Origin of the sequence: Enterococcus sp. 2G9_DIV0600, assembly GCF_002140615.1 — a bacterium.
GTDB classification, from domain to species: domain Bacteria; phylum Bacillota; class Bacilli; order Lactobacillales; family Enterococcaceae; genus Enterococcus_D; species Enterococcus_D innesii.
The window spans coordinates 316,955-339,161 of the sequence record NZ_NGLL01000001.1; the positions used below are offsets into that span (position 1 = coordinate 316,955).

A 22,207-nucleotide genomic window follows, 5' to 3' on the forward strand; every position below is an offset into this window, starting at 1 on the left:
CAGTGTTATTTAAACTCAGATTCTTTCGAGAAAAATACCTTGAGATGGCCATTGATTTTACGTAAATTTCACTGTTTTGGACAGACTCGTCCCGTCAACAGCAACTGTAAAACCAATTGCATGGCTAAATGCGATATGGTATCGTTGGTAATTTTCATTACTTGTTATTTTAGTCATGCGCATCATGGTCGTTTTCCCTCCTTTGTGTCTTTGTCTTTTCAGTGTACCTGAAAGTATCAGAAAGTTCAACCAGGACTGGCGGTTTCTTAGCGTTCCTCGATGCGTAATTCTGTCAGAGAGCTTTCTTTCATCTGACCGATGACCAATGGAACGGTCTCATGAACCACATCACTGTATTCTAAGCCGAACCAGCGTTCAGGTGAAATGGTATGGCGTTTGATAAAAAGCTTCGTCTGCATGACTTGCTTCTGCCATTTGCTTAATGCCGTTGCATTCGACAGCTCTTCTTCGATCATCACGAATTGGAAATCACCCACATTGCGTCCAGGCGTTAAGGAGTAGCGTTGCGGCTGCAGCGGCAAGCGACCATCTTTCATCAATTCTTGAATGATTTGGCGAATGTAGAGATTGACTTCTTGCGGCACCCGAAAGCCGAGATAAAGCTTTAGTTTAACGATAAAATCGGTATCTGCCATCGAAACTTCATATTTTTTCGTATAGGGTTCATCGGTGACTTCCACATTGACGAACCAATACACTTTGGCACGCTTCGGCCGTTTGTCTAAAATGGAATAGATGAACTGCTGACCGATCTGATCGTCTTGCAGTTTAGGAACCATGAAGACGACATTCGTCTGAGATAATGGCAAAGAATCATCTTCCCGCAACTGTTTCAATTGAGGGATGTAGGTAGAAAGTGCAACTTCTTCGGCAGCATTTTCTTGAATACGATTGCCCCATTCCCAAATCAGCATCACGCCGATGATTAGGCAGGCTAGTAAGATGGCAACGTAACCGCCGTGGAAAAATTTGGTCGCACTAGAGATAAAGAAAATGCCTTCGATCGCTGCAAAAAAGAGCGTGATGAACGGTGCCAAGAAACGAGTCTTCTTGTTTTGGTGCAAGTAGAAATAGAGCAAAACAGTGGTCATCAACATCGTTACCGTAATGGCCAATCCATAAGCGGCTTCCATATGCGTAGAAGTCCTGAAGAATAAGACCACGCCAGAACAGGCGATCCACAGCAAGGTGTTCAAGGCAGGAATATACATTTGCCCGATAGACGCCCCCGGATAGATGATTTGCATCCGCGGCAATAGTTTCAACTTGATGGCTTCAGAAACCAAGGTAAAGGAGCCAGACAGCAGGGCTTGCGAAGCAATGATGGCAGCGAGGGTGGCAAAGCTGACACCAAAGACTGTCCATCCTTGCGGCAACGCTTGGAAAAATGGATTCAAGTTTTCGATTTCTTGATAAGTCGGGTTTTGATAGACTTGCAGCAACCACGCCGCTTGACCAAAGTAATTCAGCATCAAGCAGATTTTGATATAGGGCCAGCTGGCATAAATGTTTTTCTTACCCACGTGACCTAAGTCCGAGTAGAGGGCTTCTGCACCAGTCGTTGCCAAAAAGATATTGCCGAGAATAAAGAGCCCGGAACTGTTATCGGGACTAAAGAGCAGATTGATTGCATACCGGGGATCAAGGGCGCGAATCACCGAAAGGTCACCGGCAAAGTTCATCACCCCGACGATGCCTAAGAAGGTAAACCAGCCTAGCATGATCGGTCCGAAGGCTTTGCCGACAAACTCAGTCCCAAAGCGCTGCAGGGCAAAGAGGACCAATAAGATTGCTAAGGTGATGCCGACGATGATCGATTGGTCATTGCCGAAGCGATCAAAAAAGACTGGAATCCCTCGTAATCCTTCGATGGCAGTGGTCACCGTCACGGCCGGCGTCAACACGCCATCTGCTAGCAGGGCTGCGCCCCCGATGATTGCTGGAATAATCAAATAGCGGCTGTTTTTACGAACTAAGGTATAAAGGGAGAAAATCCCGCCTTCTCCATGGTTATCCGCGTTTAATGCGATCAAGACGTACTTGATCGTCGTTAACAAGGTCAGCGTCCAAAAGACGAGCGAGACGCTGCCTAAGATAAAATCAGGTGTTAAGGTGCGTAGTCCGCCATTGTCCTCCACCAAGGCTTTCATTACGTAAAGTGGGCTCGTACCAATATCACCGTAGACCACCCCCATGGCGACTAAAAGTCCGCCGGCGGTCACTTTTTTCATTTTGCTTGAACTCATTGACTGTTTTCCCTCCATTTTAAACTGCAAAAAGACCTAAGCGGCCCCTTGCCACTTAGGTCTTGCAAGAAACATCTTAAACCAGCGGATTCCCGCTTGCTGTTGATCTAAGATCATGGAACGATCCATGTGCTACTCCCCTAAAGTGCTCTTATTATCTTTGTTTTTACAGCTCCTGTCAATTGATTTGTTAAAAATGGCAATAAACATTTTTCATTTCCTGCTTTTCAGCGTAAGATAACAATAGGTATGGAATAAGGAGGCAGGAAAATGATTGAGATCAAGAATCTGACGAAACAGTATGGACCAAAAAAAGCGTTGTCTGATCTTTCCCTGACGATCCGTCAAGGGGAGATCTTTGGCTTTCTGGGACACAACGGAGCAGGGAAGTCGACCACGATCAAAAGCTTAGTGAGTATTTTGCAGCCAACAAGTGGAGAAATCTATTTTGATGGTCAATCCCTCGTGGAACATCGGGAAGCGATAAAAAAACAAATTGCTTATGTGCCGGACACACCAGATTTGTTTTTACAGCTAACAGCAGGGGAGTATTGGGACTTGATTGCCGCAGCGTATGAGGTGCCAGCAGCGGAAAAGGCTGAGCGTTTGCAAAAATTAGGGCGCTTGTTTGATATGCTGTCTCATGAAGAAGAGACCATCGCCAGCTTTTCCCATGGAATGCGGCAAAAAACACTGCTGATTGGGGCATTGATCCCCGATCCAGACATTTGGATCTTGGATGAACCATTACAAGGCTTAGATCCCCAAGCGGCGTATGATTTAAAAGAAATGATGAAACAGCACGCTGCCAAGGGCAAGACCGTGATTTTTTCCACCCATGTCTTGGACACCGCCCAGCAGTTGTGTGATCAATTGGCGATTTTGAAAAAAGGCGAGCTACTGTACAATGGCTCAGTGGCAGATTTGCTGGCACAGCATCCGTCGCTTTCTTTGGAAACGATCTATCTGCAAATGACTGGGAGAAGTCAAGAAGAAGCGATTCTTGCAGAAGCGGAGGAAGCGTAGATGCGAAAACAACAATTTCTGACGCTGACCTCCGTTAATTTGCGGTATGCCAATCCCCAACTAACAGACAAAGCCCGCAAAAAAGGCAAGGCTGGTTCGACCTTGACCAATTATTTGTTGTTTCAATATGCGCTTTCTGGGGTAGTGTTTCTGCTAGTCTATGGGTTGACGATGATCACATTGGATTTTAGTCAGATGCCGGGCTTTTTTACCGCTTATGTCGCTTTGTTCGGGATCTTAGGCTTTTCCCAAGGGATTTCGTCTATTTACAATGTCTTTTTCGAGAGTCAAGACCTGCCAGCGTATTTGCCGCTGCCCTTTCGACAGAGTGAAATTTTTCTGGCAAAAATCGTGGTGGTATTTCTCACCGTTGCGCCGTTTATTTTTCCTCTGTTGGTCTTATTTCTCCTGACAGGGATTCGGGCAAACGTCTTTTTCTTGCTGATGATCTTATGGGCGTTTTTGCTGTTCGGCTTGTTTTTAGTCTTGATCTTCAGCATTTGCAGCTTGATCGTCTTCAGCCTGACGCGGACCAAGTTTTTCTTGAAGCATAAAAAATTGGTCACTAGTTTATTGCTAGGCGTGACGATGCTGGTTGTTGTGATCGGGGTCTTAATGATGAATCAGGTGAATACTTATGAGACAGACGTGGTAGATCGGGGAGCGATCAGCTTTTTATTGCCCTTTTATTATGTGATGGTGGCACCGTTTCAAACGAATGGTTTGCTTAGCTTGCTAGGGATCATCGCCACAGCAGGCGTGCTGCTTTTTGCCCTCTATCGATTGATCTTGCCGAAGTTTTATGAGCAAGTGGCAGCCGCGGCGCCCAACCAAGGGAGTGTTCGTCGGAAGCATAAACCCAATCAAGGCTTGGGACAGCTGTTGTTTAATTACAATTCGCAGTTGATCCGAGATCCGAATTTGATCATGCAAGTCTTTTCTTCTTCGTTGCTGATGCCCATCATTTTCTTAGTGTCCTTTGTGTTTACAGGAGCGATTCAGTTAAGTGAATTGGATGAGCGGTTTATCGGTGTCGTTTTTGTGGCGGGGATCGCCTTGGCAGCATTGATGGTCAACCCGACTTCTTTTATCAGTAATTTGATCTCACTGGATCAGGAGAATTTCTTGTTTGTCCGCTCCTTGCCGCTATCGATGAAGCGCTACTTGCGGGAAAAATTCCGCTTTGGTGTCGTTTTGCAGCTGAGCTTAACGGCAGTCATCGTGCTGGCAGCAGTCCTTCTGTTCAAAATGCCGCTGATTTTGGCTGTCTCTTTTCTAATCGGGGCACTTTGGAGCAGTTTTCTTTTGTGCTTGAAATATTTTGCTCGTGATTATCGATTGCTGCTTTTAGATTGGACCAATATCAGTCAATTATTTACGAGAGGGGCGGGGAGTCTTGGGTTAGCCATTGGAACGATCGCAACGCTGTTTCTTTCCATCATTGTTATCATCCTTTACGGCTTTGCTGCGACTTCGGTTGATTTTTGGTTATTGAATGGTCCGGTTTTCTTCGTGATCCTCTTGACCAGCGGCCTCTGGATAGCCCATTATCAATACAGATTTTGGCGTCGTTTTTCCTAAGGGAAACGACGCTTTGCTTTTTTATTAAACGACGGGTAAATTGACTATTTATTCAGAAAATTCAGAAAAACTATTTACAATCAAAAGGAAACATGGTTAGATAGGAGTACCTATTACTTTGCTTTCATTTTTTGCTGTACAAGTTTGGATAACCGACTTGTCAAAGAGCTGTGACCAAAGGCAAAAAGACCAATGAGACCTAAGTGCTCGTTGCCTCTTTTGCTTTTGTCACGGTTTTTTTTGTACAAAAAAACCTGCCGTTCGTCGGCAGGTCGTCTCACTATCAAGCTTTGGTGTGGTCTTTTTCTGGGATTTTGTTTTCTAGATCTGTCCGTACGACTAACACATCACAGCCAGCATGGCGAATGACATACTCAGACACAGAACCGATAAAGATTCGTTCAACCGCATTTAGCCCAGTGGCACCGATCATAATCAAATCGATGTCGTGATCTTCGGGCAATTGTTTGGCAATGATCGGTTTTGGCGAGCCATATTCGATCACTGTTTTGACAGCAGTTACTTGGTGTTTGCGGGCATAATCCTCATAGTCTTTCAAGGTTTGTTTGGCCATTTCGGTTGCTTGCTCAGCAAGCATGCCGTCAAAAGAAGAAACGGTTTGAAAGGCCCGAGTGTCGATCACATGTGCTAAAACTAATTCAGAATCATTCCGCTGTGCCACGTTCACGGCTTTTTTGAAGGCTAATTCGGACTCGCTGGACCCATCGACGGCTACCATGATTCGTTGATATTGTTGTAACATAAGAAACACTCCCATCTGTTATCTTCTACTTTTATTGTAATGCTTTTTTCTGGAAAAAGAAAACCTAATCTTCCTTTTTTTTCATTTTTTGTGCCAGCAAGATGCTGAAAGATGCGGAAGAGAGCAGCAGCAAAGCCAAATAAAACAAGGCAATCAGCTCCCTATCGACAAAGCCCACAACCAATGCCACCACGCCTAAAAGGAAATGAATGAGGCTATAGGTTTTTAAGAAGACCTTATTCGCCTCGGTGGTAGGGATCAAAGTGAAAAAAATCGCTTGTTTGGCATAAAGCAAATAACTGGTGCCGAATAATACGAGTGCCACGATCGTAAATAATAGAAGAATCATAAACATACGCCATCCTGTCCTAAGTTGATAGGTTTAGTATAGCGAACCCTAGAAAGAATAGCAAAAGCCACCTTTACTTTGATATCGGAGAAGGACGTTGCATGGTTTCTATCGGCTAGAAAACGCAAAAAAGCCATCTGTTAAAAACAGATGGCACATTCTAAAAAGAATGGGTAATATCCGTTGATGCCGTTCTTTTTCCCATAGTATTGATCCCGCAAATTCTAGCAGGTGGGTTCCACGGTCTAAGCTTCGAACTACCAAAGGAAAAGGCATGTTACCAGCATTGACACAAGACGGATCCCAAGATATCAATAAAAATGTTCGGTCAACACACAAAAGGGACAACTCGTACATCACAGAATTCCCACCCTTATAGTAGCATAGGAATGACGAAGGTGCAATAAAGTTGTTTGAAAACGATACCAAAAAGTTGCTATTTTTCCTAAGCACCTAGTTTTTTTTCTTTCGCTGCTGCAATTGTTGATACCGTTGGCCTAGTGCTTGCTCATATTTACCGGTGGCTTTTGGTTGGTAATAATGAGTATTTTTCAGCTTATCAGGTAAGTATTGCTGATCGACCCAGGCATCATCAAAATTATGCGGGTATTGATAGCCAACACCCCGATTCAAGCTTTCGGCACCTTTGTAATGACTGTCTCGTAAATGATCCGGGACATCGCCAGCTTTGCCGCTGCGAATATCTGCGATCGCTGCATCCAATGCCATGTAGGCAGAGTTGGATTTGGGTGACAGACATAGATCGACCACTGTATCGGCTAACGGAATCCGAGCTTCCGGTAAGCCCAAACGTTCAGCGGCTAACACAGCATTGACGGTTCGAGCAGCGGCTGCTGGGTTAGCTAAACCGATGTCTTCATAGCCGATGACCATCAAGCGCCGACAAATGATCGCCAGATCGCCTGCCTCTACTAAACGACCTAAGTAATGCAGCGCACCATCCACATCACTGCCACGAATCGATTTTTGAAAAGCAGAGATCACATCATAGTGCGCATCCCCATCTTTATCGTGGGTCAATGCTTTACGCTGTACGCACTCTTCGATGATTTCTAAGGTCAAATGAATAATGCCGTCTGGTCCTTTTGGTGTGGAACGGGCAGCGAGTTCTAAGCCATTTAGCGCACTTCGTAAATCACCGTTGGTCGCTCGCGAGAGATGCAAGCGGGCATCATCGGTCAATACGATGGTTTCTGATCCAAGTCCGCGAGTTTCATCTGCTAAGGCTTGATCAATGGCAGTCAAAATATCTTCTTCTTGGAGCGGTTTGACTTCAAAAATCTGTGTCCGACTGCGAATCGCTGGATTGATCGTAATGTAGGGATTTTCCGTCGTGGCACCGATCATAATGATCTTGCCGCTTTCTAAATGGGGCAGTAAAAAATCTTGTTTTGTTTTGTCTAGTCGATGGACTTCATCCAGCAATAAAATGACAGTACCGCTCATTTTGGCTTCCTCTGCCACGATTTGCAGGTCTTTTTTTGTATCTGTGGCGGCGTTCAGCATGCGAAACGCATAGCGTGTCGAGCCGGCGATCGCACTGGCAATGCTGGTTTTTCCGGTTCCCGGCGGTCCGTATAGGATCATCGAAGAAAGCATTTTGGCTTCGACCATTCGGCGAATGATTTTCCCCGGGCCAACCAAATGCTGCTGTCCGACGACTTCATCTAAGTTCCGTGGCCGCATTCGATAAGCAAGTGGCTGCTGCATAAAACGATCCTCTCCTTTTCCTGTAAGTATAACATAAGAACGTACATTCTCATAAACAAGCTGATTTGCGCCCTTACGGAAACAAAAGGGCCCTTATTTTCCACTCAGTCAGCAAAAATCAGGATCGTTGAAAAGAAATCGTTGAGATCGTCGTAACTCTGTAGTCAAAGATAGTAAGTTCGCCGAGAATTGTGTAGAATAAAGAGGGTGATGAGAATGGATGAATTAATGGCACTTTTTGCGACACAGCCGACAACGACCATCGCACGTGCCTTATTAGGGATGTATTTGGAACATGAGACCCCAGTAGGAACATTAGGTGGGTATATCGTGGATTGTGAAGCGTATTTAGGTCCCGATGATCTGGCGGCTCATAGTGTGGGTATGCGAAACACACCAAGGGTTCGGGCGATGTATCAGGAACCCGGTACGATTTATTTATATACGATGCACACGCATCGAATCGTCAACTTTATTACGCAACCAAAAGGCATCCCACAAGGAATCATGATTCGCGGGCTAGAACCGGTGGATGGGATTGACTTGATGGAACAACAGCGACAAAAAACGGGACCGGATGTAGCCAATGGCCCCGGGAAACTAGTGCAGGCACTACAAATTCCAGCTGAGCTTTACGGCGAATCGATTTTTACGAGTCCGCTGCATTTGGTTCCTGAGCGCCGACGTACCCCAAAAGAAATTTTGGCATTGCCTCGGATCGGTATCCCGAACAAAGGGGAATGGACCCAGATGCCGCTTCGTTTTGCAGTGGCTGGCAATCCTTATTTGACAAATATACGAAAAACCGCTGTTCAGCAAGACCATGGATGGTGTTAAGAAAGAAGGAATAGTGATGGCGAAAGAAACGATATTGACTTACTTAGATCAGCGATTAACAAAAAAAATCACCGACTATGATGTGGCGATCGATTGGGATGCCAAAAATCATACGATCGAATTGGTGCTGCGCTTGTTTGCCGAAAATCCTCACCACGTGCAGATCGACGATGCACAAGGTGTAGCATCAGAAGAAGCGATCATCGAATTTGAAGATGGGATTTTGCTGTATGATCCACAAAAATCAACGTTTGATGAAGAAGATTATTTAGCAACGATCCCTTATGCAGGGAAAAAAGGGATTCAAAAAGCCTTGTTAGACGGATTGGTTGATTACATTCAAGAAATTTTAGAAGAAGGTCAAAGCGATCTGCTTGATTTCTTGAACGATGACAGTGAAGAAGCGATCTTTGAATTGCGATTCAACGAAGAAGCATTTGTGGAGAAAATGACGAACTATCAAGCCGGGGCTGGGGAAACCATGATCCCGTACCCTAGTTACTAAGGAGAACGAACATGAAGTGGAATGAAGTAACCGTAGCGACAGCTAGCGAAGCAGTGGAAGCAGTCGCCAATATTTTAATGGAACACGGAGCAAGTGGGGTAGCGATCGAGGACGTTTTAGATATCGAAAATTTTAAAAGCGATGCATATGGCGAAATTTTGGATAAAGAAACCTATACGACCTTAGAAGAAGGCGCCCAAGTCAGTGCCTATTTCCCAGAGACGATCTTTTTACCAGAAGTGCTACCGACGATCAAAGCAGCCATTGACCGTCTGCCAGAGTATGGTTTGGCGATCGGCAAAAACACCATCACAACGAGCGAGGTCGTGGAAGAAGCATGGGCAACGGCCTGGAAAAAATATTACCATCCAGTCCGTATCTCCCGCTATCTGACGATCGTGCCGAGCTGGGAAAACTATCAACCGCTGCAAGAAGAGGAAAAGATCATCACCCTTGATCCGGGAATGGCTTTTGGGACCGGCACACATCCTACAACACGGTTGACATTACAAGCCCTAGAAGTCTACTTGCGAGGCGGTGAAACCGTCTTAGATGTCGGGACGGGCTCAGGCGTGTTGAGTATCGCCAGTAAATATTTAGGTGCCAAAGACGTGTTCGCTTATGATCTAGATGAAGTCGCTGTGAGGTCCGCCCAAGAAAATATGGCGATGAACCCTATTGCTCAAGATGTGACTGTCCAAGCCAATGACCTTTTGCAAGGAGTGACAGTCCCTGCTGATCTTATCGTTGCCAATATTTTAGCGGACATCATTTTATTGATGATCCCTGATGCGTGGCGTCTATTGAAGCAAGAAGGCACCTTGATCGTTTCTGGGATTATTGAGACGAAAAAACAATTAGTGATTGATGCCATGATCGCACAAGGCTTTGAGATCGATCAATTGTTCAATCAAAAAGACTGGTATGCGATCGCCTTTAAAAAACCAGAGGTAGAGTAAGATGCAGCGATATTTTTTACAGGAGCCTTATGAAGCAAAAGCGGTGTTTGCCGTTTCGGGAGAACCTTTCCACCATATGATCCGAGTGATGCGCATGACGCCCGGCACGAAAGTCGGTTTAGTCTTTGAGGATCATTTGGCGATCATCGCCAAGATCAAAGAGGCGGATGAAGAAACGGTTTACTTAGAGGAAGTCGAAAAAGAACAGCAGGACAAGGAATTGCCGCTGCAGGTCACGATCGCTAGCGGCTACCCGAAAGGCGACAAGCTGGACTTGATCGTTCAAAAAGGCACGGAACTGGGGGCTGCAGCCTTTATCGGTTTTCCTGCGCAAACTTCGGTCGTGAAATGGGATCAAAAGAAGTTACAGAAAAAGCAGCAGCGGCTGCAAAAAATCGCCCAAGAAGCGGCGGAGCAATCCCAACGGCAGATCGCACCAGCCATCACACTGCTGGATAACGCCAAAGCATTTTGGCAAAGCCTCAGTCAGTATGATGCGGTCCTAGTGGCTTATGAAGAATCAGCCAAGCAAGGAGAAGCAGCGATGCTGCTGCAAGTGATCACCGCATTGCCCGTTGGTAGCAAAGTTTTAGCGATCTTTGGCCCAGAAGGCGGTCTGACCCCCTCCGAAATCGAAGAAGCCCAGGAAAACAACGCCAAATTATGCGGGTTAGGCCCTCGAATTTTACGAACAGAAACAGCACCGTTTTATTTTTTAAGTGCTGTCAGTGTGTTAACGGAATTAAAGAGGATGTGAGTTGATGAATAAGAACCAAGAAGCAATCAGTGTCCGTTTGTTGACGGCCGATCTGACCGACTGGGTCTTGAAGGATTTTATCAATCAATATAAGACGGCCTTAAAGGAAGTCGTCGTTTTGCCTAGTGCCATTCGGCGGGCGAAAATCTTGGCACAAGGCTCTTCCCTACAAATCGGCGCAGTGATCGATTACCCCCTTGCCCAAGGAACACTGGCAAAGGTAGCGTTTGAAATCGGTCGGGCGTTTATGGAAGGTGCCGATTTTTTGGAAGTCTGGCTACCGGCTTCTTCCTTCATGGAAAATGATCGTGGCTTTGCAGAGTTGACCGAAACGATCCGCTCCTTGACCTTGACAGGAGGGGAGATCCGCTTAGCTGTTCAGACCGAAATCATGAATGAATTAACGAAAATCCAAGTTGCACAGCGCTTGAAAGAAGAAGCTTGGCCAAAGATCGTTTTAGGGCAAAAACAACCACTAGCAGAAGCATTGCATGACGTGAGCTTGTTCTCCTTAGATGGTGGCAGCCAACTGTCGATCCAGATCAATCCCGATACGGTCGATGAACAAGCTCTGGAATCATTACGAGCTGCCGGCGCTGAGAAAATCGGGCTCTCGTATCATGTTTTTGAAGAATTGCTTAAGGACCAGCCAGCACCCGATATGCTTTGAACAACAGCGATTGAAAAATAGCTGAAAAATTTGTATAATAATACTACTAAATAAGAACTGCAGGTTAGACAGGAGTCCCATGCTTAGAACGTTTGTCCGCAAGGCTTTGGGTGCGTGACGAGACGTTAACAGTGACTTCTGTCTGCCTTTTTGATAGCACAAAAAAGAAGAGCAGGAGGCGGAATGAATGGCAAAAGAAGTTATATTGACCGGGCCCAATGTCATCAAATTGGTCGCTCATTATATGAGTGAAGAACACGTTGCCTTTGTCCAAAAAGCATTAGACTATGCGACAGAAGCCCACAAAGAACAATTCCGTAAATCCGGCGAGCCTTACATTATTCATCCAATCCAAGTTGCGGGGATCTTGGCAGAATTGCAGATGGACCCACATACCGTTGCAACAGGTTTTTTGCATGATGTCGTCGAAGATACTGATGTGACGCTAGCCGATCTGAAAGAAGAATTCGGTGCCGATGTAGCGATGCTAGTGGATGGCGTGACCAAGCTGGGTAAGATCAAGTACAAATCTCATGAAGAACAATTAGCAGAAAATCATCGAAAAATGTTGATCGCCATGGCGCAAGATCTACGGGTCATCATGGTCAAGCTGGCTGACCGATTACATAATATGCGTACGTTGAAACATCTGCGGGAAGACAAACAACGCCGTATCGCCCAAGAAACGATGGAAATCTATGCCCCATTGGCTCATCGTTTAGGGATCAGCCGCATCAAATGGGAATTAGAAGATATTTCTTTGCGTTACTTGAATCCACAGCAATATTACCGAATCGTGCATTTGATGCAGACCAAACGAGAAGAACGGGAATCCTACGTTTCCGAAACCGTGGAAGAGATTCGGATCGCTACGGAAGAACTAGATATCTATGCTGAGATCTATGGTCGACCAAAGCATATTTACTCGATCTATCGCAAAATGAAAGACCAAAAGAAACAGTTCAATGAAATTTATGATTTGTTGGCGATCCGAGTGATCGTTGACTCCATCAAAGATTGTTACGCGGTTTTGGGAACGATCCATACAAAATGGAAACCAATGCCAGGGCGGTTCAAGGACTATATCGCGATGCCAAAAGCCAACATGTACCAATCACTGCATACGACGGTTATTGGTCCCAAAGGCAATCCTGTCGAGATCCAAATTCGGACCCATGAAATGCATGAGATCGCTGAATTTGGGGTTGCTGCGCACTGGGCCTATAAAGAAGGCAAGACGGAAAAAGTCAAAGCCGACAAGATGACCCAACAAGTTGGCTGGTTCCGCGAAATCTTGGAACTACAAGACGAAAGCTATGATGCTTCTGAATTTATGGAAGGTGTCAAAGGCGATATTTTCAGCGACAAAGTCTATGTATTTACGCCAAAAGGTGATGTGACGGAGTTGCCTCAAGGCTCCAGTCCACTGGATTTTGCCTATAGCATCCATACCGACATCGGTAACAAAACCACCGGCGCCAAGGTCAACGGCAAAATGGTCCAATTGGACTACAAGCTAAAAAATGGGGACATTATCGAGATCTTGACCTCACCAAATTCCTTTGGGCCAAGCCGCGACTGGGTCAAACTAGTGGCTACCAGCAAAGCGAAGAACAAAATCAAACGATTCTTCAAAGCCCAAGATCGTGATGAAAACATCATCAAAGGGCATGAGGCAGTGGTTCGTACTTTACAAGATATGGGCTTTGTGCCAAAAGAATTCTTGACGAAAAGCAAAATGGCGGAAGCTTGCGAACGGTTCAACTACCAAACAGAGGATGACTTGTTTGCCTCTGTCGGCTATGGGGAAGTCAGTCCCACGACCTTAGCCAACCGTTTGACCGAAGAAGAACGGCGGGAGAAACAAATCGAGAAGCAAAAGCAGCAAGTCCAAGAGATGATCAATCAACCGGCGAAAAAAGAACCAGAAAAAATGAAGGTTCGTCACGAAGGCGGCATTGTCATTGAAGGGGTCGATAACTTGTTGATCCGCATCTCCCGCTGCTGCAATCCGGTTCCTGGGGATTCGATCGTCGGCTATATTACTAAAGGGCGGGGAATCTCGATCCACCGCAGCGATTGTCCCAATGTTCAAAACAAAGACGCCGCGAACCGTTTGATCGACGTTGAGTGGGAAGATGCCACCGACATCAACAAGGAATACGATGCCGATCTTGAGATCTATGGCTATGATCGTTCTGGTTTACTCAACGATGTCTTACAGACAGTCAATAGCGTCACCAAGCGTTTGGTAAGTGTCGAAGCCAAAACCAACAAAGACAAAATGGCAACGATCCGCATCACGGTGGCGATTCAGAATTTGACTCATTTGAAATCGATCGTTGATAAGATCAAACAAATTCCAGATGTTTACAGCGTCAGACGTACGAAGGGATGAGAAAGAATGCGGGCAGTGATCCAGCGAGTCAGTCAAGCAAGCGTGTCGATTGAGGACAATGTCGTCGGTGCGATCCAACAGGGATTCATGGTTTTGTTGGGGATCACCCATGAGGATACAGGTGACGATGTGGCTTATCTCGTAAGAAAAATCAAGAATTTACGGGTTTTTGAAGACGAAGAGGGCAAAATGAATCGGTCACTGGAAAGCATAAACGGTTCCGTCTTGAGTATTTCACAGTTTACCCTCTATGGGGAGACGAAGAAAGGCAATCGCCCCAGCTTCATTCAAGCGGCACCGCCAAGTATTGCGATCCCGCTTTACGAAGCCTTTAATGAAGGCTTAAAAGCCGAAGGGATCACTGTTGCTACCGGGAAATTTGGCGCAGATATGCAAGTCGCCTTGGTCAATGATGGCCCGGTGACGATCGTGATCGATACGAAAGAAAAATAAGTGATACAAAACGAAGGATTTTCTCGCTGGGAAATAGTGAGAAAATTCCTTCGTTTTTTTATCCTCTCGAAAGCGCCAAGCGTTTTTGATGGACTCTATGTGAAATCTGAGTTGAAATCGGGAAATCTTACAAAACTGTTAGCAAAAATCCCGTTCTTTTATTTGTTATTTAACATCTTTTTCTTGTTCTTTTATAAGGGTTTTTAAATGAAAATATCGTTTGAGCTCGTTTTTTAATATTTCAAATTCGAAAAACAATCCTTTATTGCGATTGTTCTTAAGGGAGAAGTATGGAATAATTGTTAAAAAATAATGTCACTGGAGGAAATAACAATGAACTTTTGGCAGCGTGCATTAAAAAGTATCACCAGAAGAAAAGGGAAATCATTTATTTTATTTTTAGTTCTATTTATTTTAGGCAATGTGATCGCTGGTGCTGTAGCAATTCAACAATCCACTGCCAACGTGGAGCGAGAGACGAAACGCAAAATGGGGAACGTAGCTACGGTGGAAATGGATTGGGAAGGTTTTGAAAAAGACAACGCAGATGTTTCGGATGAAGAGCGGTCTCGAGAGGATTTTTATCCGAAACCACCAGCATTGGATGTTTATGAGCAAATCGGTCAGTTAAGCTATGTAAAATACTTTGATTACCAAAATCAAGCCTGGTTAGAAACAACAAAATTGAAAGCCTATACGCCAGAGGATGGATCGGTCGGCATGGGTGGCAACTATTTCACCTTGAAGGGTGGAAATTTGGTTGAACCATTAGACATGCAAGAAGGCTTGATTCGCTTGGAGGAAGGCGAGGGATTGACAGAAAAAGATGTCAGTGAGTTGACGAACGCGGTATTGATCAGTAAAGAGATCGCAGAATTGAATAACCTGAGTGTCGGTGATCAATTGGTGTGGGATACACGGGCAGAAGTCATGATGGAAGAAGGCTCAAGCGAAGCAGTGAGTGACGATAGTGAGGATGCGACGGACGAAACAGCTGAAAGTGGCAATCGTGTCGCAACCTTTGATTATCCCGTGACCATTGCAGGGATCTTTTCTGTCGTTAAAAAGGATCAAAGCAATCAAGGCAATTCATCAGATCAGAGCAATTCTCAAAATAGTGATCAGATATGGCAAGTGATGGATCAAATCAACACCTTTTATGCTAGCAATAATTTAGTGCAAGATTTTAACAAATTGCAGTCTGAAAAGCTTTGGGGTCAAGAAGTGATCGAAGAAGAGTCAGACGCCTATTATCAGCCGATCTTTGTCCTAAATTCAACGGATGACGTCGAAGCCTTTAAACAAGAAGCCGGTGCCTTATTGCCCCAATACTATCGTGTCATTGCCAATACGGATCAATACGAGCAGATCGCCGGTGGCTTTACTCGTTTAGGGGTGATCGCAAATTACATCGTGATCATTGCATCGATCGCAACCATCTTTATCATTTCCTTAGTGGTCCTACTTTTCTTACGAGATCGGAAACAAGAATTAGGCATCTATCTCTCCTTGGGGGAAAGCCGTGGGAAAGTCATTGGACAGATCGTAATTGAAGTCTTGCTGGTTAGTTTAGCCGCACTGCTATTGTCCTTAGTGACCGGGAACTTATTAGGTGGGGCCGTTTCAAATACCTTGATGCAAAACGATTGGATGAGCAATCAAAATGATATGGGCGGTGTTTATTATGGCGGTTTGATGGCAGCTAATATTGATTACATGGATATCAAGAATGCCTATCAAGTGTCCTTCTCAGCAGGCTACATCATCACGTATCTGCTGTTAGGTCTAGGAACTGTCTTACTCTCAGCGATTTTACCGCTATTGTATATTTTACGCTTGAATCCAAAGAAAATCATGATGTAGGAGGAACCAACGATGACTTTATTAGAAACCAAAGCAGTCGATTACTATTACCAAGACGGCGATCAGCGTCGCTATATACTGAAAGAGACCTCTGTTTCTTTTGAAAAAGGGACTTTCTATGCCATCTTAGGACAATCTGGTTCGGGAAAAACGACGTTTTTGTCCTTGATCAGTGCGTTGGATAGTCCGAAAAGCGGTCAAGTACTTTATGAAGGCACCGATATCGAAAAAATCGGGCATGAGAATTATCGCCGCGACGACATCAGTATCATTTTCCAAAGCTATAATCTGATTCCCTATTTGAGTGCAGTCGAAAATGTCTTAGTGCCGATGGCGATTACGAAAAATCAGCTGCCAGACAATCAACGAGAATTGGCGTACAATTTGCTGGATTATATAGGCATCACTAAAGAAAAAGCCGATCGTCTCGTCAATCAATTATCTGGTGGGGAACAACAACGGGTAGCGATCGCCCGGGCGTTAGCCACCAATGTCGATATCATTTTAGCGGACGAACCAACCGGGAATTTGGATGAAGAAATGGAACAAGAAATCATCGATATCTTTAAAGAGCTGGCACACGTCCACAACAAATGTGTGATCGTCGTGACCCACGCCAACGAGATCGCTCAACAAGCGGATGAAGTCTTGTATTTACGTAAAGGTGTGTTGAGCAAACATGAGTGATTTTTTATCAAATTTTAGCCCGGACAACTATGATGGCAAAAAGAAACCCACGCCCGATCGCGAGAAAAAAACCAGCGAACCTATCGGAGATCAAAACGCAAGTGGCGCGGAGCAGGCGGGCAAACCAGCAGAGCCGACGACGGTTCACCAATCAGAAGAGTCGACCGCTAGTGAGCCACTGAGTCGTTCGGCAGCCCGTCAACAAACACAGACGACTGAAGCAAAAGCGGCGAGTTCTTCGACGGAGAAGGTAGCATCAAAGGAACCAGTCAGCCGGTTTGGGAAAGAAGAAACGGAATTTGATCCGACCTACAAAAAGCGTAAGCAGAAAAAAATCTTGCTGATTGCCCTACTGACCGCCTTGGCGGTTACCGTGATCGGGATCGTCTATTATCAGATGACCCATGTGAAGGTGCCGGATTTCACTGCCCAAGATCTGTCAGAAGCGCGGACGTGGGGCATGGAAGAAGGCGTCGCTATCAAAGTGGAGCAAGAATATGACTTTGACAAAGACGTCAACCAAGTAATCGACCAAAGTGTTGACCCTGACAAAAAGATCAAGAAGGGTGCCACATTGACACTGACGGCGAGTCTCGGGCCTGATCCTGAAGAACGCTTAGAGCTGCCAGATTTTTCAGCGATGCAAGTGACCGAAGCAAAAGAATGGATCGCCAGCAATAAAGCCGAGAACCTCTCTTTGATCGAACAATTTGACGACAACGTAGCAGCAGAAGCTTTTATTAAACAAGAAGCAGCCAACAAAGAGCTTGATTTAGCCGAATACAAACGCAAAGACCGTTTGAGTGTCTATTATTCAAAGGGCAAAGAAGTTTTTGAAAAAAATATTGAAGTACCTGATTTTACAGGCAAAGCCAAAAGTGAAGCTTCCGAATGGGCGAAAAAGAATGACTTGAAATACAAAGAAGAAACCGTCTTTTCTGACAGTGTCGCCCTAGACCTGGTGGTTTCACAAGAACCAGTCAAAGGCAGCAAACTTGCGAAAAAAGAAGAATTTGTGGTGAAGGTCTCAAAAGGCCAGGCTTTGACCGTTCCAGATTTTTCACAATACACGATCGAAGAAGCCCAAGGTCTAGAATCGAAGATCCCGCTGCAAGTCAGCACGGTCTATTCCGATCAAGTGGCGTATGGTAGTTTCTTGAGTCAGTCGGAGGAAGCCGGCAAAGAATACAGCGAAAGCGATACTTTGCCAACTGTCAAAGTCGTCTACTCATTAGGCAGACCGTATTTGAAAGACATCCGTTTCCAAGCAACGGAAGGCGACTTGCCAAAACTATTCTTTGATGAATACAAATCAAAAGGCGCCAATGTCTATTACGAAATCTACTATATCGATTCGGCGGAACCGAAAGGAACCGTCGTTGAAATGAGCCGCTACGGCGAGTTTATTCCCTTAGAAACGTGGATCACTATCGGGATCAGTCGTGGCAATCTGCAAGGCAGTACCCAAACACCGCCGGCAGATGATGGCGGTGACGATACCGATGAACCGATCAGTACCGCTGGTTCAAACGCTACCGAATAATTCCTACCAAGCGCTTTTTCAAACCGCATCAAAAGGTAAGCACCCTTCCTTGGAAGGGTGTTTTTACTTACTAATTGTAAAAAAAAACACGAGCGAGCCGCTTGAAATCGCTGGATCGATAAAGTAAACTTGATGGTAACGATAAAAAATGGCTCCGCAGTGCCATCTATAGAAGGGACGAAACAAATGATAAAAAAATTACTCGCGAATGTTGGCAGCTATAAGAAGGACAGCTTGCTGACCCCTGTGTATGTAGCAGGAGAGGTTGCCTTAGATGTCATTATGCCCCTGATCATGGCCATGATGATCGACCAAGGGATCGAAAAAGGAGACGCCGGTGTGATTCTAAGAGATGGCGGCTTGCTTTTTTTATGTTCCTTGATCGCATTACTTTTAGGAACGCTTGGCGGACGAACCGCAGCGATCGCTTCGGCTGGTTTTGCCCGCAACCTGCGGCACAATCTGTTTCGCCGAATCCAAGATTTTTCCTTTTCAAACATTGACCGCTTTTCTTCCTCCAGTTTGATCACCCGCTTGACCACTGACGTGACCAACGTCCAAAATGCGTATCAAATGATTATTCGTATTCTGGTCCGCAGCCCGTTAGTTCTGATTTTCTCACTTGCAATGGTTAGCACCATCAGCCCAGAACTTATGACGATCTACTTAGTTGTTTTACCGATCTTAGCGATTGGCCTTGCCTTAGTGATTCGTTTTGCCCACCCACTGTTTTTAAAAGTATTCCGCATTTATGACCGCTTGAATAATGTGGTGCAAGAGAATTTACAAGGGGTTCGTGTCGTGAAATCGTATGTTCGGGAAGAACAGCAAGAAGAACTGTTTGGCGAAGTGTCCACCGATGTTTATCGGAATTTCACGCTGGCGCAACGGATCGTTTCCTTTAACATGCCATTGATGCAATTTGCAGTCTATACATGTATGCTGCTCTTGTCATGGTTTGGTGCCCAGTTGATCGTGGAACAAAGTAGCCTGACGACTGGTGAATTAGTCAGCATGTTCAACTACACGATGCAGATTTTGATGAGCTTGATGATGATGTCGATGGCTTTCGTGCAGATTTTGATCGCACGAACGTCGGCAGAACGGGTCGTGGAAGTATTAGATGAAGAAAGTGACTTGAAAAATCCCGCCGATCCGGTCAAAGAGATCAAAGACGGCTCCATCGTTTTTGAAAATGTTGGCTTTAGTTACGCCAATGACAAAAACAAGTTGGCGCTGACGGATGCGAATCTACACATCGAATCCGGTGAAGTCATTGGGATAATTGGTGGAACCGGGAGTGGGAAATCCACCCTCGTCCAGCTGATCCCGCGCTTATATGATGTGATTGAAGGGCGTGTCATCGTCGGCGGTCATGATGTTCGCGACTATGATTTAGAAGCATTGCGGGACCAAGTAAGTATGGTCTTGCAAAACAACGTACTCTTTAGCGGCACTATCAACGACAATTTGCGTTGGGGCAATGAAGAGGCATCGGATGAAGAGATCCAGCGCGTGGCAACGATCGCACAAGCCGATCCCTTTATTCAAGAGTTTCCTGACAAGTATGAAACACAGATTTCGCAAGGAGGAAACAATGTTTCCGGTGGGCAAAAACAACGGTTGACGATTGCTCGCGCCTTGTTGAAGAAACCGAAAATCTTGATCCTCGATGATTCTACCAGTGCCGTCGACACCAAAACCGATCGCAGTATCCGCGAAGGCTTGAAACGAGAAATTCCGGGAACGACGACGATCATTATTTCTCAACGGATCAACTCGATCGAAGACGCCGATCGAATCATCGTAATGGATGATGGCAAAATCAATGGCATCGGTACCCACGAAGAATTGTTGGCAAACAATGCCATCTATCAAGAAGTGTACCATTCGCAGCAGAAAGGATTTGGTGAAGGTGAAGAATAGACAAGCAGCAAATCCCAAGCGCACATTGAAACGTTTATTGCGAACGATGTTTGGCGACTACAAAGGACAACTCCTGTTCGTCGTGGTCATGATCTTGTTAAGTGCCTTTGCCAACGTACGCGGTTCGTTGTTTTTACAAGTCGTGATCGACGATCATATCACACCCCTCTTAGGGCAAGCCAATCCTGATTTTGGCGGCTTGTTTCGGGCGATCGTTCAAATGGCGATCATCTACCTGATTGGAATCTTGGCCGCACTGACCTATAACTTTATGATGGTCAAAATCAGTGAAGGGACACAGAAAAAAATCCGGGACCAAATGTTCACGCATATGCAGTCTCTGCCCGTCGGCTACTTTGATGCCCGCTCAGATGGCGACATCATGAGCCATTTTACTAATGATACGGATACATTGCGTCAAATGATCTCTCAAAGTATTCCGAACCTGATGATGGCGGCAGTAACTTTTTGTTCCGTCTTTATCGCCATGTTCTCCATCAGTGTCCCATTGACTCTGTTCGTGATGCTGTCGGTTATTTTGATGCTAAATGTGATCCGCATCATTTCTCGCCGCAGCGGCCGCTTCTTTGGCGCCCAGCAACGAGATTTAGGCGCTGTCAACGGGTATATCGAAGAAATGATGCACGGGCAAAAGGTCGTCAAGATCTTCAATCATGAAAAGATCGTCATGGAAGAATTTGATGCCTTAAATGACCAACTACAAGAAAGTGCCACTAAAGCCAATGTCAATGCCAATACCTTGATGCCGATCATGATGAACTTACTGAATGTCCAATATGTCTTGATCGCCATCATTGGTGGCCTGTTTGCCATCAATGGTGTTTCTGGACTAACGGTTGGGATGATCGCTTCTTTCTTGCAGCTGAGCCGTTCATTGAATGGTCCTATCAGCCAAGTGTCACAACAAATCAACTTTGTGATCATGGCGTTAGCCGGTGCTGAGCGAATTTTCAACCTATTAGATGAAACGCCAGAAATCGATCATGGCTACGTCACACTGGTCAATGCCAAATGGTCCCAAGGTCAGCTAGTTGAAACCAAAGAACGAACCGGCACGTGGGCGTGGAAACATCCCCACGAGGATGGAACCATTACCTATACGGAAGTGACGGGAGACGTGCGGTTTGAAGACGTTGATTTTGGTTATGTCGACAATCAACTGGTCTTACATGATATCAATCTTTATGCAGAACCCGGACAAAAAGTTGCCTTTGTCGGTGCCACAGGTGCTGGTAAGACAACGATCACCAATCTGATCAATCGATTCTACAATATCCAAGATGGGAAGATTCGCTATGATGGTATCAATATTGAAAAAATCCATCTGGAATCCCTGCGCCGCTCCTTAGGGATCGTTTTGCAAGACACCCATTTGTTTACCGGAACGATTCGCGAAAATATTCGCTTTGGGAAACTAGATGCTAGTGATGAAGAAGTGCTGGCAGCTGCGAAATTAGCCAATGCCGACATGTTTATCAACCATTTGCCAGAAAAATACGATACCGTGATCACGGGGGATGGCGAAGGACTTTCCCAAGGGCAACGGCAGCTGTTGGCCATTGCTCGCGCAGCGATCGCTGATCCACCAGTGATGATCTTAGACGAAGCCACCTCAAGTATCGACACCCGTACAGAGCGGATCGTCCAATCAGGGATGGACCGTTTGATGTCTGGACGGACCGTGTTTGTGATCGCCCACCGATTGTCAACGATCCAAAACTCCGATGTCATCATGGTAATGGATCATGGCCGCATCATTGAGCGGGGGACCCATGAAACGCTATTGGCTGAAAAAGGCACCTATTATCAGCTATATACTGGAAAAATCGAATTGGATTGATCCTGCCAGTGCTATGGCTCAAAGTTGGAGC

At 45.4% G+C, this 22,207-nt stretch carries 19 protein-coding genes and 1 other RNA gene; 14 read left to right on the top strand and 6 right to left on the bottom strand.

Translation table 11 applies throughout. The annotated features are described in order from the left end of the window. Window positions 1-57 precede the first annotated feature (57 nt). Together A5870_RS17515 and A5870_RS01545 are read right to left on the bottom strand one after the other, a co-directional pair. Window positions 58-186 carry a hypothetical protein gene (locus tag A5870_RS17515; RefSeq protein ID WP_005233423.1) on the bottom strand — a complete coding sequence of 43 codons (129 nt, stop codon included), beginning with the start codon at window positions 184-186 and terminating at the stop codon, window positions 58-60. An 80-nt stretch (window positions 187-266) separates the two neighbouring features. Continuing rightward, window positions 267-2,267, bottom strand: a complete 2,001-nt coding sequence (locus tag A5870_RS01545) for a KUP/HAK/KT family potassium transporter (RefSeq protein ID WP_086291596.1) — start codon at window positions 2,265-2,267, stop codon at window positions 267-269. A gap of 270 nt (window positions 2,268-2,537) precedes the next feature. Between A5870_RS01545 and A5870_RS01550 the strand changes: the two genes are divergently transcribed. Continuing rightward, on the top strand, window positions 2,538-3,293 hold the full coding sequence (locus A5870_RS01550; RefSeq protein WP_005227750.1) for an ABC transporter ATP-binding protein: 756 nt from the start codon (window positions 2,538-2,540) through the stop codon (window positions 3,291-3,293). Then, window positions 3,294-4,874 (top strand): ABC transporter, encoded by a 1,581-nt coding sequence (locus tag A5870_RS01555; RefSeq protein WP_086291597.1) that lies wholly within the window; start codon window positions 3,294-3,296, stop codon window positions 4,872-4,874. A 283-nt stretch (window positions 4,875-5,157) separates the two neighbouring features. Here the strand turns inward: A5870_RS01555 and A5870_RS01560 are convergent, their stop codons facing one another. From A5870_RS01560 to A5870_RS01575, 4 genes are all read right to left on the bottom strand, one after another. Continuing rightward, on the bottom strand, window positions 5,158-5,637 hold the full coding sequence (locus A5870_RS01560; protein WP_086291598.1) for a universal stress protein: 480 nt from the start codon (window positions 5,635-5,637) through the stop codon (window positions 5,158-5,160). A 64-nt stretch (window positions 5,638-5,701) separates the two neighbouring features. Beyond that, a complete protein-coding gene (locus tag A5870_RS01565; protein ID WP_005233435.1) occupies window positions 5,702-5,992 on the bottom strand; it encodes a hypothetical protein in 291 nt (96 codons plus the stop codon). A 167-nt stretch (window positions 5,993-6,159) separates the two neighbouring features. Beyond that, window positions 6,160-6,354: non-coding RNA, 6S RNA (ssrS, locus tag A5870_RS01570), on the bottom strand. 85 nt (window positions 6,355-6,439) lie between these two features. Beyond that, the gene (locus tag A5870_RS01575; protein WP_077452338.1) at window positions 6,440-7,717 is read right to left on the bottom strand and encodes a replication-associated recombination protein A; all 1,278 of its coding nucleotides are present in this window, start codon (window positions 7,715-7,717) and stop codon (window positions 6,440-6,442) included. A 216-nt stretch (window positions 7,718-7,933) separates the two neighbouring features. Between A5870_RS01575 and A5870_RS01580 the strand changes: the two genes are divergently transcribed. The 12 genes from A5870_RS01580 (at window position 7,934) to A5870_RS01635 (ending at window position 22,176) form a co-directional block, all read left to right on the top strand. Beyond that, the gene (locus tag A5870_RS01580) at window positions 7,934-8,554 is read left to right on the top strand and encodes a DNA-3-methyladenine glycosylase (protein ID WP_086291599.1); all 621 of its coding nucleotides are present in this window, start codon (window positions 7,934-7,936) and stop codon (window positions 8,552-8,554) included. A 16-nt stretch (window positions 8,555-8,570) separates the two neighbouring features. After that, on the top strand, window positions 8,571-9,059 hold the full coding sequence (locus A5870_RS01585; RefSeq protein WP_086291600.1) for a DUF3013 family protein: 489 nt from the start codon (window positions 8,571-8,573) through the stop codon (window positions 9,057-9,059). Between the two features lie 11 nt (window positions 9,060-9,070). Then, the gene (prmA, locus tag A5870_RS01590; protein WP_086291601.1) at window positions 9,071-10,018 is read left to right on the top strand and encodes a 50S ribosomal protein L11 methyltransferase; all 948 of its coding nucleotides are present in this window, start codon (window positions 9,071-9,073) and stop codon (window positions 10,016-10,018) included. A 1-nt stretch (window position 10,019) separates the two neighbouring features. Beyond that, complete coding sequence (locus tag A5870_RS01595; RefSeq protein WP_086291602.1) at window positions 10,020-10,775, top strand: 16S rRNA (uracil(1498)-N(3))-methyltransferase; 756 nt, start codon at window positions 10,020-10,022, stop codon at window positions 10,773-10,775. Window positions 10,776-10,779: 4 nt separating this feature from the next. Next, entirely contained in the window at window positions 10,780-11,445 is a 666-nt protein-coding gene (locus tag A5870_RS01600; RefSeq protein WP_086291603.1) for a deoxyribose-phosphate aldolase, read from the top strand. Between the two features lie 187 nt (window positions 11,446-11,632). After that, window positions 11,633-13,843 (top strand): RelA/SpoT family protein, encoded by a 2,211-nt coding sequence (locus A5870_RS01605; RefSeq protein ID WP_077452332.1) that lies wholly within the window; start codon window positions 11,633-11,635, stop codon window positions 13,841-13,843. Between the two features lie 6 nt (window positions 13,844-13,849). Continuing rightward, window positions 13,850-14,296, top strand: a complete 447-nt coding sequence (dtd, locus tag A5870_RS01610; protein ID WP_077452331.1) for a D-aminoacyl-tRNA deacylase — start codon at window positions 13,850-13,852, stop codon at window positions 14,294-14,296. Between the two features lie 312 nt (window positions 14,297-14,608). Then, complete coding sequence (locus A5870_RS01615) at window positions 14,609-16,159, top strand: FtsX-like permease family protein (RefSeq protein ID WP_086291604.1); 1,551 nt, start codon at window positions 14,609-14,611, stop codon at window positions 16,157-16,159. A 12-nt stretch (window positions 16,160-16,171) separates the two neighbouring features. Continuing rightward, window positions 16,172-16,846 (top strand): ABC transporter ATP-binding protein, encoded by a 675-nt coding sequence (locus tag A5870_RS01620; protein ID WP_086291605.1) that lies wholly within the window; start codon window positions 16,172-16,174, stop codon window positions 16,844-16,846. Continuing rightward, window positions 16,839-18,389 carry a PASTA domain-containing protein gene (locus A5870_RS01625; protein WP_086291606.1) on the top strand — a complete coding sequence of 517 codons (1,551 nt, stop codon included), beginning with the start codon at window positions 16,839-16,841 and terminating at the stop codon, window positions 18,387-18,389. The genes A5870_RS01620 and A5870_RS01625 overlap by 8 nt, the downstream gene beginning before the upstream one ends. Before the next feature lie 186 nt (window positions 18,390-18,575). Then, the gene (locus A5870_RS01630; RefSeq protein WP_081117814.1) at window positions 18,576-20,315 is read left to right on the top strand and encodes an ABC transporter ATP-binding protein; all 1,740 of its coding nucleotides are present in this window, start codon (window positions 18,576-18,578) and stop codon (window positions 20,313-20,315) included. Further along, complete coding sequence (locus A5870_RS01635) at window positions 20,254-22,176, top strand: ABC transporter ATP-binding protein (RefSeq protein ID WP_229045650.1); 1,923 nt, start codon at window positions 20,254-20,256, stop codon at window positions 22,174-22,176. The genes A5870_RS01630 and A5870_RS01635 overlap by 62 nt, the downstream gene beginning before the upstream one ends. Window positions 22,177-22,207: the final 31 nt, after the last annotated feature.

Bases quoted from the DNA above. Each gene is read 5' to 3' on its own strand.
- A5870_RS01595 (WP_086291602.1), top strand. From the start codon at position 10,020: ATGCAGCGATATTTTTTACAGGAGCCTTATGAAGCAAAAGCGGTGTTT.
- A5870_RS01580 (WP_086291599.1), top strand. From the start codon at position 7,934: ATGGATGAATTAATGGCACTTTTTGCGACACAGCCGACAACGACCATC.
- prmA (WP_086291601.1), top strand. From the start codon at position 9,071: ATGAAGTGGAATGAAGTAACCGTAGCGACAGCTAGCGAAGCAGTGGAA.
- A5870_RS01555 (WP_086291597.1), top strand. From the start codon at position 3,294: ATGCGAAAACAACAATTTCTGACGCTGACCTCCGTTAATTTGCGGTAT.
- A5870_RS01620 (WP_086291605.1), top strand. From the start codon at position 16,172: ATGACTTTATTAGAAACCAAAGCAGTCGATTACTATTACCAAGACGGC.
- A5870_RS01565 (WP_005233435.1), bottom strand. From the start codon at position 5,992: ATGTTTATGATTCTTCTATTATTTACGATCGTGGCACTCGTATTATTC.
- A5870_RS17515 (WP_005233423.1), bottom strand. From the start codon at position 186: ATGATGCGCATGACTAAAATAACAAGTAATGAAAATTACCAACGATAC.
- dtd (WP_077452331.1), top strand. From the start codon at position 13,850: ATGCGGGCAGTGATCCAGCGAGTCAGTCAAGCAAGCGTGTCGATTGAG.
- A5870_RS01585 (WP_086291600.1), top strand. From the start codon at position 8,571: ATGGCGAAAGAAACGATATTGACTTACTTAGATCAGCGATTAACAAAA.
- A5870_RS01600 (WP_086291603.1), top strand. From the start codon at position 10,780: ATGAATAAGAACCAAGAAGCAATCAGTGTCCGTTTGTTGACGGCCGAT.
- A5870_RS01605 (WP_077452332.1), top strand. From the start codon at position 11,633: ATGGCAAAAGAAGTTATATTGACCGGGCCCAATGTCATCAAATTGGTC.
- A5870_RS01550 (WP_005227750.1), top strand. From the start codon at position 2,538: ATGATTGAGATCAAGAATCTGACGAAACAGTATGGACCAAAAAAAGCG.
- A5870_RS01575 (WP_077452338.1), bottom strand. From the start codon at position 7,717: ATGCAGCAGCCACTTGCTTATCGAATGCGGCCACGGAACTTAGATGAA.
- A5870_RS01615 (WP_086291604.1), top strand. From the start codon at position 14,609: ATGTCACTGGAGGAAATAACAATGAACTTTTGGCAGCGTGCATTAAAA.
- A5870_RS01545 (WP_086291596.1), bottom strand. From the start codon at position 2,267: ATGAGTTCAAGCAAAATGAAAAAAGTGACCGCCGGCGGACTTTTAGTC.
- A5870_RS01630 (WP_081117814.1), top strand. From the start codon at position 18,576: ATGATAAAAAAATTACTCGCGAATGTTGGCAGCTATAAGAAGGACAGC.
- A5870_RS01560 (WP_086291598.1), bottom strand. From the start codon at position 5,637: ATGTTACAACAATATCAACGAATCATGGTAGCCGTCGATGGGTCCAGC.
- A5870_RS01625 (WP_086291606.1), top strand. From the start codon at position 16,839: ATGAGTGATTTTTTATCAAATTTTAGCCCGGACAACTATGATGGCAAA.
- A5870_RS01635 (WP_229045650.1), top strand. From the start codon at position 20,254: ATGCCATCTATCAAGAAGTGTACCATTCGCAGCAGAAAGGATTTGGTG.